We start from the raw sequence: 13,785 nt of genomic DNA, 5'->3' as shown, positions 1-13,785 counted from the left end.
TCCCACCCTTTTAGGCACACTGACACTTAGTGTTCCCACACATACCCCTCTTTTTAATACCTTTGTATTTTTCGAAATGATCTGTACTTTCATATCTTTTAGGATTACACTTAATAGACAATGTAAGTAATACATTTGTTCCACATTTATAAAAAAATAAAACCAGTGTGCCCCGGTTGAATACCAAAACACACTGGTTGCTAAATTTACTATCGTCTCTTACATTATTCATATCAATGAACTTCCCCTTTATTCGATTAATCACTTTATAATAATAAATCAAATTAACTTATCAGTATCATGTCTACTATGAATGGCCTACTTGAATTATTAACTTAAGAAGTTTCTTAAGTTTTAAAAAAAGCTTATGGAACCTTTCATTCCATAAGCCATTCTATTTAATTGGATGTTCAACAATAAAGGACATCCAGCCTACTTTATATTCTGCATGTATATTACCATTATGAAGTTCAACAATTCTTTTTGAGATAGCGAGTCCCAGCCCATTTCCTTGATCATCTTTTCTTGCCTTATCACCCCTGAAAAACCTTTCAAATAATTTATTAGGATCGCTAACAGGCGGCTTCTCGACTTTATTTGATACTTTCAAAATTGCTTTGTTACCTATTAGTTCAAGACATATTGATAATTCGGATGGTTTCATGCTGTACTTTATCGCATTCATAAACAGATTTTCATAAACACGTACCATTTTTTCTACATCCATGAAAATAGGTATTGTTTCTTCCGTTATTGATTTTTGAACACTTAAACCTGCCTTTTCAAATATAGGAATATATTCTCCAACTATTTGCTCCAACAAGCCTGATAAATCAACTTCGTTAATGTTTAACTTAGCATCGATGTCTGATAAACGGGTGTACTCAAATAGTTCATCAATTAGATATTTCAATCTCTGTGATTTTAAATAAGTGGTTTCGAGATACTCCTGTAATTGTGCTTTACTGTCGTATTGCCCTCTTTTTAATAAATCTACATAGCCGATAATAGATGTCAACGGTGTGCGTAAGTCATGAGATACGTTGGTTATGAGTTCATTTTTTGTACGTTCCAATTGTCTTTCTTGTTCAAATGTATTCTCCAATTCCTTGGACATATAATTAATATTTTGAGCAAGATGAGTCAATTCATCCTTTCCCTCAATCCCAATTGTCAAACCCAGCTTTCCATTGGCAATATCATTAACACTATCAGAAATGAGCTTTAAATATATTATTTTCTTTCGAACCAATATCAAAAAAATGATTATAAAAGTAAAGATTGCTAACGCGAATATAAGAAATGTAAGCATATTATTTTCAAATGTACTAAGATCATCAAGATAGTGATTTAGATTTAATGGTATTATGACATATAGAAAAGTGAGGATTGTTAAACCAAACGAAACAAAAAAACTAACTGCAACAGCACCAAGAAGTTTTATAATTATCTTATTTCTAAAACTAACCTTCTTCATATTTTGTACCCAATTCCCCAAACAGTTTTAATATAAATTGGATGTTTAGAATCCTCTTCAATTTTGTCTCTTATTTTTGTAATATGCACCATGACAGTATTATCCGATTTATAAAAAGCATCTTTCCAAACTGCTTCATATATTTTTGCAACACTGAGAACAATTCCTTTGTTACGAGCAAGTAGTTTGAGTATATCGAACTCTTTTGGAGTTAGCCTTACTTCCGTTCCTCTTACCCATACTTGACGTGTATCTGTATTCACGGTTAAATCACCAATTTCTAAGATGCTTTTATTATTATCTGTATGCGTATTGTATTTTTTAAACCTTCTTAATTGGGATTTTACTCTAGCGATTAACTCCAACGGGTTAAACGGTTTTGATAAATAATCATCGGCACCAGACGCTAGCCCCTGAATTTTGTCTATATCCTCTGATTTTGCAGATAGCATGATAATAGGCATATTTCGTTCTTCCCTAATTTTCATACATGCTTCAATACCATCCATATTAGGCATCATAATATCCAAAATAATAAGATCGAACTTCTTTTCTTCTAACAATTTTAAAGCTTCAATAGCATCTTCTGCCTTTTGAGTTTTCAGACCTTCATTTTCCAAATAAACAGAGATAAGATTTCTAATCTCTTTATCATCATCAACAATAAGAATTTTTGACTCCATCATATTCCTCCACATTTTTCTCGTATTGAACAACTAAAGGCAAAAGCAGGGGGTACATTTCTATCCTCTTTTTAGTATATACTTGCAATTAAAAGCGCCAAAATAACATAATCGGTATAAAAGATAATGTCTTAAATATTGTTCGAAATTTTCTTTAGATCCATTTACAATTAATAAGTTTTCTTCTTCATTAAATTTAGCTTTTAATAAAAAATAATTATTTTGAGATTCCTTCTTTTAATTAAACTTTTTTGATTACACCTGTAGTTTATATAACTTATAAAATGAAAAAAGAATCCTCTTCAATACGCTCATTAAAGGAAATTCTTTTTCAAATCTTATTTTCTTTACTCGTTACTTATTTTAACCAGTTTTTCTCCTTGTTCTAAAAGTGTTTCATAGTCATTGTTCTCTTTAATTTCTTTGATTTTATTTTCAATTGTGGGCGTATTATTTATATTAAAGTACGTATTTAATACTTCATATGGTGTCTTTCCTTGTTTGGTTGCACTATCTTCAATAGCTTCTTTCCATGGAATATTTGCTTTGTCCATGCTTAATTCAAGGGCTGAACCAGTCTCATATCTCATATTCCGCTCTAAAAACTTTGGAGATTCTGCCTGTCCATTAGCAACGAAGTTGAACGCCTCCATAAAAGTAACATGATATGGCTTCTGTTTCTTTGCAAGTACCATAAGATTTCCACCAGTTAACTTACTATAACGATACTCTAAGTATCGTGCTGAACCTTCTATTGCTTCAGTTTTTGTTTCTCCAATTAATTGAGGCCATTTTTTATAGCGATAGTTACGTACAATTGTCCAATCATATAATGCCTGATTAATACTTTCTGGGCTTGTATCAATCATTGCTTTATCTAATAGCTTAAATTCTAATCCCATTAGCGCGTAATTTTCTTTATTAATCGGATATTCGTGAATAAACTCTCCACCATTTGCATCATATGTCCAATCTTTTTGTTTATAAGCATGAAAACCTTCATGTAATAAGAAAGATGAAAAATCAAAATATAAATCTGGATTACTAAACATTTTAGGATGATATTTTAAATAAAATACATCCATATCATTAATATTTATTGTCCCAAAGTTCCAAGGAAACCAGGTAGAAATAGTTCTAAAATCAAAACGAGTTAAGCGATAGACTTTAGGTAGATGCAGAGAATTTGAGACTTTTATTTCCTTTGCAAAAATACTATTTTCTAATCCCGTTACATTAACTGCATAAGCTTCTTGTCTAAAGAATCCCCCGTCTTTATTACTACGTATCAGAACCAATGGCATTTTTTCGAAGCGATAATCTTCATTCCAAAGTTTATCACTCGATTCTTCAAAGCTCTTATAAATAGTAGCTAATTCTTTTAACATCTTTTGATCCGTGTTATCTAAAGACTTAAACTCTGTATGATATGTTTTATTTAAAATTATGCTTCCCAACATAATTCCTATAAATATTACTAATAAGATTAAAATTACCTTTGAAAATTTTTTCAACACACACTCCTTTTCTAAAACGATAATCCTTATGATGAATAAGGTTTACAAGTTTTATGTTTATTTACACTCTTTTGGTGCAGACCCAATTTTAAATAATAGCTATAATAGACACAATTTATACAAGATATTATTTTGATAATTGTTCCATCCTGTCAAAATTCCGGTTATAGTTAACAATTAATATGGGATGATTATTCAATTTTATTGTAAGGGGATAGTGCAAGAGTTCCTACAAATAAGGTTAAAGTAGTACTCAATGTAGGAACGATACTATTTTCCCACTTCCTTTCCCTTCATCATAACGGGGGCCAATTATGATGATACTTAGTATACATAACATTATTACATTAACCTTCTTTCGGAAGTACAATTCTTTTATACAATTGAACTGTAATCCAGTAGTAAATCGAGTAAATCACTATGAAAATAACAATTGGTAACCAAATTCGAAAATACGGATCGATTAAAAGAGGGCCAAACATATTCATACCAACTAATATGTGAACAATACCGATAATTGCTGGGACTAAGAATACGAAGGATAACTCCTTATAAATCGATTGTGTTAATAATTCCCGGCGAACACCAATTTTACGAAGCATTTGATAACGTATACTATCTTTAGATGCGCCAGATAGAATTTTAAACATTAAGCAACTTGCCATCATTGCTAAAAACGCAATTCCAACGAAGAACCCCATAAACATTAGTCCGCTGGAAAAACTTTGATTCGCCTTATATGTTTGATACTTACTATCCAGTTCTTCCACTTTCACATTTTTATATTTAACTACCTGCAATTCATCAATTTTTTTCCATTCTTTTACGTATGCTCCAAAAACATCTGTTTTCCCAATAAACACCGTATTTTCTGTATCTTTCATACTATCGTATATGTTTTGATCTACAATTTTTATTTTATGATCAGGATGTATATAATTTGGCTGAATTGTTTCGAAAGCTTCTCTCCATTGTTTTGATTCCGCATCCTCTTTCCCCCATTGTCTTGACAATGCAAATGCATCCATGGGAATCTCTTCTGAAACTTTCATTATCTTCTCATTTTTTCTATCTTTTACTAAAGGACGATTGTTCTCTAGCTCTTCTTTTATATAATAAACATACTTATCATCTACTTTGTAACGATATTCAAGTTTCTCTTGAAATAAAATACTACTCAAAATGTTCTTTTCTTCTGCTGTTGGATTATGAACTACCGAATCGTAAATTGTTCCTTTATCAGTCTGCTTTAAAACGTCATTTTTAAATGCCATACCACACGCAATTCCACCTGCTCCAAGGGCTACTAAGATCGCTACCGTCGCAAGCACATTTGTTAGGCCATTAATGCGGAAGTTTAATTGAGCAAAGGTAAAAGCATTAAGCCTTTTTTCACTACGCTTTTTATTACTTTTTAATTTTTTAATCATAACTGGGAGAAGTGATCCAAACAACATGTAAGTACTAACAGTTGCTGCGATTAATCCAAGAGCCATTAATGTAGGAACGGTTCCTAGATTTTTTGCCTGTGGTATATAGAGCAGTGATGCATAACCAATACCTAACAAAATCAGACCAAGGAATGCAACTACAACTGTCATTTTTCCTTTTACCGCGACACGCTCTGTTTGTGCATCTGCATGTACAAGTTGTAATACAGAAATACGTGATAATTTAATACTATTCATACTTGCTGATAGTACAAATAATGCAAAGAAGAAGATGCAAGTAGCAACCATAGATGGAATGTACAAAGCTTTGTAACCTTCTCCAGTTAACTCCAATTGTTTCATTAATAACTGTCCGATACCTTCTGCAAGTCCTACACCAATTGTGATCCCAATTACAAGTGATGCCGCACCTAATACAATTGTTTCAAGGAACATCAGTAATGTAACTTTATACTTTTTTGCTCCTAACATCATATACATACCAAACTCTTTTTGGCGAAGAGATAATAAGAAAGAGTTTGCATACATAATGTAAAAAAATGTTACAATCGCTAATAAAAAGGAACCTATTTGGAATATTAATACAATAGGACCAACGTTTGCATTAGATTCAAGGAACGTTTTATTTAGTGATAGCGTTTGAAACATATAGAAAGTTGAAATAGATACAATTAGACCAATAAGTAATACAATATAATCTTGTAACTTACTTTTTAGCCCTGACATGGAAAGTTTAAATAACATGCCCAAACCTCCTTTCTTATGCTTTTTGTGTGCCTAAGTCTGCAAGCACGTCTAAAATTTCTTTGTAAAACTCTTCACGTGTACCATTACGGTGAATTTCTTTATATAACTCACCATCTTGAATGAATAAAATACGCTGACAGTAACTTGCACTGTATGGATCATGTGTAACCATCATAATAGATACACCTTGTACTTTATTTAAGTTTGTCATTGCATCAAGTAAACTTGTTGCATTTTTAGAATCAAGAGCTCCTGTTGGCTCGTCCCCTAAAATAATTGCCGGCTCATGCACAAGTGCACGTGCTGCTGCTGAACGCTGTTTCTGTCCACCAGATACTTCAGATGGATACTTTTGAAGTATTGCTGAAATTCCTAACATATCAGCTACCCTTTCTACTTTCGGCCCAATATTTCGTGATGGAACACCTTGAAGGGAAAGTGGAAGTGCAATGTTTTCATAAATAGATAAGTTCTCTAATAAGTTAAAATCTTGGAAAATGAACCCCAATTTTTGTGAACGGAAATCTGAAAGCTCACCTTGTTTCATTTTCGTAATATCCGTTCCTGCAATTTCAATAACACCACCTGTCGCTTTATCAAGTGTCGAAATTACATTTAATAATGTTGTTTTGCCAGAACCAGATGGCCCCATAATACCGACAAACTCCCCCTCTTGAATCGAGAATGAAACACCTTTTAATGCGTGTGATTGATTCTCAGCTTTTTTACCGTACACTTTTTGAACGTTTTTCACGTCTACAACTGGTTTCATCATATATATCCTCCTACGTTTGTATGATTGATAAGCTACTGTTTGAGTTATGTCTTTTTCGTTTCCACTTGCAATGCTTCATCTGTAAAAGTATTAAACTTGTCCACCACCAATACACATCCTTTTATTTTTCAAAATAATAAGTCCTTTCATACTTTTGTAATACATAAAAATAGGTATCAAACGGGATTTATTGTATTTAATTTGAATATCCATTTTTAGTAATACACGTAATAGACAATCTAAGTAATAAATATGTTCCCCTTTAAGATAAGAAAGCACTAGGTGTTTTGTTAAGAAAACACAATGAATTGCACATAAAAAATCCCTTTTCGCCATCTCACAAAAAAGAATCATTGCTGCAGCCATTATAAACTTTATAATGGCTGGCTCATGCACAAGTATACATGTTGCTGCCCACTAGATACTTCAGGTGGATGCTTTTGGAGTATCGCTGAAACTTCTAACATATAAGCTACCTTTTCTACCTCCGGGCGAGTAATTCGTGATGGAACACCTTGAAGGGAAAATGAAGAAACAATTTTGTGTAATCATTTGAATTATAAATAAAACATATTAAGAACTACTGGTTATATTTCTTAATTTTTCTTAAGATAATTTATAAAAACTAAACCATAATGGGGAGATTATTTCATAATTGTTTCTAGTACAAATAATAAAAAAACTACATCCTATATTGAATGTAGTTTTTCTAGCTGATTTATTTATTTTTTACTTCATTTTTATAAAAAGCAAATAATGGTTCAATGGCTGGACTAGATAAAAGAGGAATTGCCTTCTCAATCAACTCTCTATCCCAATCATACCAACGCATTTCCATTAGCATATTCATTTCTGTATCAGTGAACCGTTTCTTTATTTCCTTAGCAGGATTACCGCCCACTATCGTATATGGCGGAACATCTTTACTTACGACAGATCCTGCTGCAACGATAGCACCTTCACCGATTGTAACGCCTGGCATTATAATAGCATTCATTCCAATCCAGGCATCACTTTTAATGATTGTATCGCCCTTCGGTTCATATGAATGTTCTATTTGCTCAGCGAATGGATACACTGTAATCCATTCTGAGTGATGATTATGATTACCACCCATTAAAATGATAACGCCACTTGCAATACAAACATAATTTCCAATAATAAGTTTATCAAGATGCCAACCCATCTGTTCAATTGGATTGAAAAGTGCTTGGGACTTAGCATCGCCCCATAAATACCTTACACAACCATCTTCAAAATTTTGATTTCCATAATACCCTGAATAATAGGAGTACTCCCCTACTTCAATGAGTGGATTTGTTACTATATCTTTTAAATACTTTGTTTCAGACCAATGATTAAATAATGGATGCTTCATAACTATATTCCTCGCTTCTAAGTATTGTAGATTTTTGCAATTTACTTAGAAGCTTAATACGACAGCGACATTTTTAAACTTTTTCAAACGACGAATCATTATCTTCAAGCCTTTCAGTTATAATGAAAAATCATAACGTAATAAATTACACAAGTCAAATTAACCAAGTTATAATAAATCCGAGAGTGCGGACAAGAAAACCATTTTATATTTTTTTGAAACTCTTTATTTTTTTATTTAAATTACGGTACATGAAATTCACATGACACTTGTGTAGTAATACTTTCTCCTTATCAAGGGGGGGTATAATATTACAGTAGAACTTTACATAGGTGTAGCTTTTGAATAAAGTTTGATTAAATTAACTTAATAAACCTTGATAAAAGAGCGAATAGAAAAAGCGTGTTTTGAAAAAAAGATTGATCAAAACACGCTTTTTCTATATTCAATTGAATCATCCTTTTATAAAAAAGTTTGATAATTTTTGTGAACCTTACTCAATTAAAGCGCCCGACTGTGGTAGATACATTATCCTCAATTACTTCTTGGGGTAGTATCAGGAAAATGCGGATTTACAACGCTAAGGAAATGTCACTTATTAAAAAAGCCGATTTCCATCTCAAGGAATCGACTTTTTAGTTCATTAAGTAAGAGGCTTGAAAAAATAGCCTGTATATATTTGAACGATGAATAACTTACCTATTTTCTTGTGTTTGTTTGCATTACATAAAGAAAATTCAGAAAAACATAACGTATTATTTATCTGTTTGTTTTTGCTTCTTTTCCAAATACTCCGCACGCAATTTTTCAAGTTGCTGCTTTTTATCAAATTTGGCAGGCGTCTGTTTTTCATGAAACTTTGCCACAGCTGCCTGACCTTTGTAATCCAATTGATATTTCCCCACTTTGTTCACCTACTTTTCTTGTCTTTAAAGAGAATCTATTCAACAAATATAATATACCTTATTTTACTGAAGTAAACCTTATTAGTCAAAGGAACTTAAAGTAAAAAGCTTGATAATAAGGGAAAAACCAATCTAAAAAGTCGCTTTCCTTAGGTAAAGGAAAGCGACTTTTTGTGTAGTCTTATTCAATTAAATGGCCCGATTGTTGAAGAAAGAGATACTCTGCAAAATAGATCTTTTTATCAAACTTTATTTTAAATCAACAATAGGTAAATTTCTTGGCCATTATTTTGCTTCACATAAAATTCTATACAAAAAAGCAACCTATAAATTTAGGCTGCTTTTTATTCCGTCTTTTATTACTTAGCTAATTCTTTCGTTCCCTGCATTACATCAACGAAAAATCCCCAGTTATTCACAACAGAAGAAATACTAATATGTTCATCTGGAGTGTGAACATTAAAGATATCTGGACCGAATGAAATAGCATCTAACTCAGGCATTTTTTGAACAAATACACTGCACTCAATTCCTGCATGTACTGCGAAGATTTCAGCATCTTTGCTGTATTTTTCTTGGTGCACTTTTTCGAATAGATTACGAATAGGCGAATTAGGATTATATGGCCACTCTGGATATTCAGACTCTTTTTCAAATGTTGCCCCTACTAATTCCGCAATATACTTAATTTCATCTACAATATGTTGTTTTAAGCTACTTACAGAACTTCTCACTTCGCTTCGTAATTTAATCTCATCTTGCAGTGTTTGAATAACTCCTAAATTAGTTGAGCTTTCTACAAGACCTTTAATATCCATGCTCATACTTTGTATACCATTTGGAATTAAGAATAATGAAGAAATAAGCTGTTTTTGTGTTTCTTTAGAAAAGACTTTTTCCGCCTTTTCTTCTACTTTTGTAAGTGAAACATGAACATCCGGATCAACAGCACGTAGCTCTTCTTGTAACATACGTGTCCATGATTTTAGTTTTTCTTCTACTTGCTGTACATCTTCTGCACGTAATAAAATTGTAGCTACACTTTCACGCGGAATTGCATTTGTTTTTAAGCCCCCATGAACTTCACTCATATTAAACTGAATGTGAAGTGATAAATCACGTAAAACTCGTCCTAATACTTTATTCGCATTACCGCGTTGTTTATCAATTTCCAAACCAGAATGTCCACCTTTAAGTCCCCCAACATATAGTCGGTATGTGTCCATATCTACTGACGCTTCATCCCAAATCACTGAAATCGTTTCAACTGCTTTCGCACCACCTGCGCTACTCACTAGTAATTTATGATCTTCTTCAGAATCAATATTAATAAATATTTTTCCGTCAAAATGATTTGAATCAACAGCGAATGCACCGCCCATTGTCGTTTCTTCTTCAGTTGTAATAACAACTTCTAAAGCTGGATGCGGGATGTCTGTTGAATCTAATAATGCTAATGCATATGCAACGGCAATACCATTATCCGCACCTAAAGTAGTTTCGTTTGCATATAACATATCTCCAATAATTCTTAATTCAATTGGATCTTTCTCAAAATCATGAACTGTCGCTTGGTTTTTTTCACACACCATATCAGAGTGCCCCTGAATGATAATAGCTGGAACATTCTCATAACCAGAAGTAGCTTCTTTTTTTATAATGACATTTAATGCTTCGTCTTGAATAACTTCTAAATTACGTTCCTTTGCGAAACTCACTAAGTAATCACTAATTTCTTTTTCATTACCTGATCCTCTAGGAATCTTTGAAATTTCTGCAAAATGATAAAATACAGGGTGCTTTGTTAATTGTTCTAAAGTAGAATACATTTTTAAGCTCCTCTCCAATTGACAAAATAATATGTACGTCCTTTATTATTATACCATGATTCATTATTTTACTTTTATTTTAAGATTTCAAAAATTCATTATAACCTATTCATTCCATCCTCATATTTTTTAATTTAGTGTAAATAAGCTATACTCTTACAAGATTGTAAGAGTGCTGTAATCAAAATCGATTTTTCTATAAAAAAAATAATCGTATACTTTAAATACATAATTTAAAGGAGATAATGAAAATGAAAAAAATTTTATCTGTTATTACACTAAGTTTATTATTTTGCAACTTAACTATCGGGTGTGAAAGAGCTTCTCTAAATAGAATCGGTAAGGATGTATATTACGTACAGATAAAAGGTGAAGGGTTTATTGAAAAGATAGAAGGTAGAAACTTACGGAACTACACATTGCCGGCATATGATGAAGATGGAGTAAGAAAACAAATTACATTTAGAAGTAAAAAACAATCAAACGATCAAAAATTAAATGAAAAGGCATTTTTGTGCATTTATGTAGACCAAGAAAATAAAGATAAAAATGAAATATCATCGATTGAAGTAAAATCCTATGAAGAAATTCAAAAAGCGGATTTACCTTTAAAAGTAAAAGAAAAGTTTAATGCAAAATGAAAAATAAAGGAAAATGCTCTTATGCATTTTCCTTTATTTTTTTCACTCGAGCATATTTCGAACTATTACTATCCATAAGTTTTTCTAAACGATTTATATTTTCTGTTAATGCACCTTTCACAAGAGAGAAATCTGTATTTGATTCTTCTTTTTTAGTTTTAAAAAACGAAGATTTTTGAGCATTTACTTCTGCCATCTCTTCTCCCCCTTTTCAAAAAGATACAACCTTTTATTTATATTATATAGCAAATGCAGACAGAGTGTACACGTATCATTTTCTTTTTAATTCTTCTTCTAACTCTTCTACTTGCTGCAAAGTATCTCCTTTTATTAAAGAGAAATCTGTTGTATCTTCATTATCTTCTTTAAAAAAATCATTGTCATAATCTTTTATCACTACAATCACCTCTACGTGCTAGTGTAGGAATGATTGTCCAATTTTATACAAGCTTGTCTGAATTTGTTCTCCCTTTATGTATAGGTGAAAAGGACAGAAAAAGATTCTGTCCTTATTTACTAAAATAACTATGATGAATTGTTAAATTATATACATTTTCAAAATCTCGATCTTGAAGGTTATTTTTCTTCCCATCAATAACAATGAAAACATCACTAACTATTTTTGCTGGTATAATTCCGACATTTTCTACTTGCACCGCTTTCTGCTCATTCAATTGCTCGATGTGTTCTAATGGAACAATAATACTAAATTGAGAGCGGATACCACGAAAGTTTGTATTTAATTCCTTCACCGCTTCAAATACAACAATTTTCGCACCAATCTTTTCCCCATATGAATCTAAAAATGTGTTTAAGCTTTTTGTATATTCCTCTTCCGTATGCCATTCCATTGTCCCAAAGGCTGTTGGATTCACATTTTGAATAATTGTCGTATATATTTCTCCTCTTGCTTTTGAAGCAATTAATGACCTTTTAATTGATTGGACCGTCTTTCCAATATCGCTGAATTTTGCGCCCCATATTTCTGAAATATTTGGTGTCAAAATGAATGCAATATCAACGAAAATTACCATCGCAGTAAACATTAAAAGATTTTTCCAGAGGGTTAAATCTATTCCTTTTATCGTGAAATAAACTGTGACTGATGTTATGAACAAACCGTACCACGTTTTTCGAATTCGTTGTTTCTTCTCCTCGTACAACTCTTCATTTCTCCAATAAAAGAAAACAAGAACAATAAAGACGATTGCTAAAATAAATAAGCCAATTCGAATGTTAGAGATCGTCAATCACATCACCCTCCATTCCAAAACTACTCACGATACCATTACATGCACAAACAGCTCTCTTTATGACAAAAGACGTGGACAACCTTCTAAAGTTAGCAACATCGCATATACATTAGAAGCAGGCCACGTCTTTTATCCCGCATTAACGGGCAGTAAGCCCCCCCACCTCAAAATTCAGCGAAAGCAAAGACGTTAGGTGAGGGATCAACTGCCCATAAAAGCCCGATTGGTGAAGGCTAATAATCAGTGCGGGATGAACACCCTCCACTGATTAAAGTTTCACTTTATCATGAATCTACATTGTATATGTAGACAAGCATGCGTTTCAAATTTTCATGTTAAAAAGAAATATGTTTCGGAATTTCCCCTTCAGGTACTTCTCCATCCATACTTAAGTAATAATGACGAATCGGACGTAATTTTTCATCTAACTCATAAACAAGCGGAATGCTAGTTGGAATATTTAATGAAACCACACCATCACTTGAAAGGTTGTCTAAGTATTTCACTAGCGAACGAATTGTATTACCGTGCGATGAAATAATTACTTTCTCACCACTTTTTAATGACGGTGCAATTTCTGAATGCCAATAATCAACTACTCTTTTCTCCGTATCCTCTAAACATTCAGTCAATGGGAATTCATCTTTTTTTAACGTTTTATATCTTGGATTGTTCGCCTCATATCGAGGATCATCTTCAGTAAGTGCAGGCGGTCTCACATCTATACTTCTTCTCCAAATATGAACTTGTTCATCTCCATATTTTTTTGCAGTTTCGTCTTTATTCAATCCTTGTAGTGCACCATAGTGGCGTTCATTCAACTTCCATGAGTTATGTATAGGAACCCAAGTGAGATCCATTTCATGCAGTACAATCCATAATGTACGAATTGCTCGTTTTAGTACCGAGGTATACGCAACATCAAATGTATATCCATTCTTTTTTAATATTGTTCCTGCTTCTCTCGCTTCACTTAATCCATTCTTTGATAAATCCACATCTGTCCATCCTGTAAATCGATTTTCAAGATTCCACAAACTTTGTCCGTGACGAATGAGTACAAGTTTTATCATTATAATTCCCCTCTCGGAAATATGAATTTTAAAATTTCAATACGTACACATATAAA

The 13,785-nt window shown here is 32.4% G+C and carries 13 protein-coding genes; 1 reads left to right on the top strand and 12 read right to left on the bottom strand.

What is annotated here, in order from left to right:
* Positions 1 to 394: 394 nt before the first annotated feature.
* From MR066_RS24365 to MR066_RS24325, 8 genes are all read right to left on the bottom strand, one after another.
* A complete protein-coding gene (locus tag MR066_RS24365; RefSeq protein ID WP_016101995.1) occupies positions 395 to 1,477 on the bottom strand; it encodes a sensor histidine kinase in 1,083 nt (360 codons plus the stop codon).
* Positions 1,474 to 2,160, bottom strand: a complete 687-nt coding sequence (locus tag MR066_RS24360; protein ID WP_002085507.1) for a response regulator transcription factor — start codon at positions 2,158 to 2,160, stop codon at positions 1,474 to 1,476. The genes MR066_RS24365 and MR066_RS24360 overlap by 4 nt, the downstream gene beginning before the upstream one ends.
* Positions 2,161 to 2,507: 347 nt before the next feature.
* Positions 2,508 to 3,674 (bottom strand): hypothetical protein, encoded by a 1,167-nt coding sequence (locus tag MR066_RS24355; RefSeq protein ID WP_242248772.1) that lies wholly within the window; start codon positions 3,672 to 3,674, stop codon positions 2,508 to 2,510.
* 350 nt (positions 3,675 to 4,024) lie between these two features.
* Positions 4,025 to 5,872, bottom strand: a complete 1,848-nt coding sequence (locus tag MR066_RS24350) for an FtsX-like permease family protein (RefSeq protein ID WP_113769426.1) — start codon at positions 5,870 to 5,872, stop codon at positions 4,025 to 4,027.
* Positions 5,873 to 5,888: 16 nt separating this feature from the next.
* Positions 5,889 to 6,650 carry an ABC transporter ATP-binding protein gene (locus tag MR066_RS24345; protein WP_215589031.1) on the bottom strand — a complete coding sequence of 254 codons (762 nt, stop codon included), beginning with the start codon at positions 6,648 to 6,650 and terminating at the stop codon, positions 5,889 to 5,891.
* A 718-nt stretch (positions 6,651 to 7,368) separates the two neighbouring features.
* Entirely contained in the window at positions 7,369 to 8,028 is a 660-nt protein-coding gene (locus MR066_RS24335; protein WP_061675943.1) for a CatB-related O-acetyltransferase, read from the bottom strand.
* A gap of 755 nt (positions 8,029 to 8,783) precedes the next feature.
* Positions 8,784 to 8,933, bottom strand: coding sequence for a hypothetical protein (locus tag MR066_RS24330; protein WP_187770547.1), 150 nt, complete (start codon positions 8,931 to 8,933; stop codon positions 8,784 to 8,786).
* A 359-nt stretch (positions 8,934 to 9,292) separates the two neighbouring features.
* On the bottom strand, positions 9,293 to 10,762 hold the full coding sequence (locus MR066_RS24325) for an aminoacyl-histidine dipeptidase (protein WP_016102002.1): 1,470 nt from the start codon (positions 10,760 to 10,762) through the stop codon (positions 9,293 to 9,295).
* Between the two features lie 251 nt (positions 10,763 to 11,013).
* On the opposite strand from MR066_RS24325, the gene MR066_RS24320 reads away from it, so the two are divergent.
* Positions 11,014 to 11,403 (top strand): YxeA family protein, encoded by a 390-nt coding sequence (locus MR066_RS24320; RefSeq protein ID WP_002085522.1) that lies wholly within the window; start codon positions 11,014 to 11,016, stop codon positions 11,401 to 11,403.
* A 19-nt stretch (positions 11,404 to 11,422) separates the two neighbouring features.
* On the opposite strand, the gene spoIISB is transcribed toward MR066_RS24320, so the two are convergent.
* The 4 genes from spoIISB to gpmA form a co-directional block, all read right to left on the bottom strand.
* Entirely contained in the window at positions 11,423 to 11,599 is a 177-nt protein-coding gene (gene spoIISB / locus MR066_RS24315) for a stage II sporulation protein SB (protein ID WP_002017052.1), read from the bottom strand.
* A gap of 75 nt (positions 11,600 to 11,674) precedes the next feature.
* A complete protein-coding gene (locus MR066_RS24310) occupies positions 11,675 to 11,800 on the bottom strand; it encodes a hypothetical protein (protein WP_000588712.1) in 126 nt (41 codons plus the stop codon).
* 112 nt (positions 11,801 to 11,912) lie between these two features.
* Positions 11,913 to 12,653 carry a type II toxin-antitoxin system SpoIISA family toxin gene (locus MR066_RS24305; RefSeq protein WP_002032139.1) on the bottom strand — a complete coding sequence of 247 codons (741 nt, stop codon included), beginning with the start codon at positions 12,651 to 12,653 and terminating at the stop codon, positions 11,913 to 11,915.
* A 338-nt stretch (positions 12,654 to 12,991) separates the two neighbouring features.
* Entirely contained in the window at positions 12,992 to 13,729 is a 738-nt protein-coding gene (gene gpmA, locus MR066_RS24300; RefSeq protein ID WP_002032137.1) for a 2,3-diphosphoglycerate-dependent phosphoglycerate mutase, read from the bottom strand.
* Positions 13,730 to 13,785 lie beyond the last annotated feature (56 nt).

The organism is Bacillus cereus group sp. BfR-BA-01523, assembly GCF_022662615.1.
Taxonomy (GTDB): Bacteria; Bacillota; Bacilli; order Bacillales; family Bacillaceae_G; genus Bacillus_A; species Bacillus_A mycoides.
This window is presented reverse-complemented; position numbering and strand designations above follow the sequence as displayed.